Raw genomic sequence first — 1,547 nt, forward strand, 5'->3', positions numbered from 1 at the left:
AGTTCTGATAATATAATTTTATCATTTTTTGACCTGATATTTACAGGTTTGTTTAGCATGCCCTAAATTCAGCCGGAATACTATTTTTGATCAGATACTTGACAAGAATTAGCTGGTTTAGCAGATCGTCCGTTACATTGTTCTCATAATGTCCATTAGCTTTATGTTTATGAATAATTTATCTTTACCTCTTATCTCGGTTTTTAAAATTCCACTCTCTGCTAGATCATTTAGATAATTTGATGCAGTTTTTCTTGTAACATTAAGACCCGTTTCTACATTGTTTATTCTTGTATAAAATTCTGTGAATATAATTTCTACAAGTTCTTTTGAGTAGATTTTAGGATGTTTCTGCCTTATTTCATCACTTGTATCATCAATCAATTTATTAATCTGTTTTAGTATCATTAATGATTTTTCAGATGTTTCTTGAATGCCTTTCAGTATATAAAGAATCCAATCCTCCCAATTTCCCTCGTTGTGGATACCGTTTAACAGCTTGTAGTATTCATTCTTAGTTGAAAGTATATACTTGCTAAGATATAGAATTGGCGAATCTAATAGTCCTTTCATTACAAGATAAAGTTCATTTAAAATTCGACCCGTTCTACCATTTCCGTCATAAAATGGATGGATACTCTCAAATTGATAGTGAATAACTGCAAGTTTAATTAATGAGTCTATTTCATCGTCTTCATTTATATATTTTTCTAAATTTGATAATAAATCACGTATTTCAGTTTCTGTTTCAGGAGGCGTATACACGACTTCGCCAGTACGCTCATTAACTAGTTTTGTACCACCTTGTTTCCGAATCCCAGCTTTGTTCTTTTCAATAACACTCTGAACTTCAGCAATCATATTTGTTGTCAGAATACCCCTCTCGAGAATTAAATCGATCCCCTTCCATAATGCTTCTTTGTAATTGATTACTTCTTTAGCCCTTCCTAGCAAAACATCTGATTTTGATAATGCTGTAAATAACTCATCATGAGTTGTTATGATATTTTCAATCTCGGAGCTTTCTTTGGCTTCATTAATTGTAATTGCATTTATTAAGATATTTTTATTAGGCACAATTTCTGAATATCCTTTTAGTTCTGCCAATTTTTTATTAGCTTTTGCAGCTTCTCGTAATATAGATTTTGTTTCAATATCTATAACACTACCATTGAATTTTGGGGGTAAAAGATCTAATTTATTGCTCATAGCATTCTCCTTGCAGGTAATATTTCTATATATTTACTCATATTATAACTATATGTGTAATATCTTCCCATGTCAATATTTATCGAGTAATATATGCCACTTTTTACCCATGTTTAGGATGTCTGCTAACGTTCCCGCGATTCCCGATCGTTCCTTCCTTTTAACGCCTTAGCGGAAAAAGTGGCGCATGACTTGCCGCGCAAGGCATGTGACATCAGAAGGAATGTTGGGAATCGGCGTGTTCGTATAATTGAAACATACCAGTTTGATCGAGGTATGTTTTTTTTGGTATATATCTCCTATCAAACTAGGCGTAGAACGATCGGCGTGTAGAGCCT

Annotated in this window: 1 protein-coding gene; it reads right to left on the bottom strand. The window is 33.0% G+C overall.

All coding sequences use genetic code 11. The annotated features are described in order from the left end of the window. Nucleotides 1-132: 132 nt before the first annotated feature. On the bottom strand, nt 133-1,209 hold the full coding sequence (locus tag KHM83_RS19535) for a Fic family protein (RefSeq protein WP_213238719.1): 1,077 nt from the start codon (nt 1,207-1,209) through the stop codon (nt 133-135). Between the last annotated feature and the right edge of the window lie 338 nt (nt 1,210-1,547).

The organism is Fusibacter paucivorans (assembly GCF_018390735.1).
In the GTDB taxonomy this organism is placed as follows: domain Bacteria; phylum Bacillota; class Clostridia; order Peptostreptococcales; family Acidaminobacteraceae; genus Fusibacter; species Fusibacter paucivorans.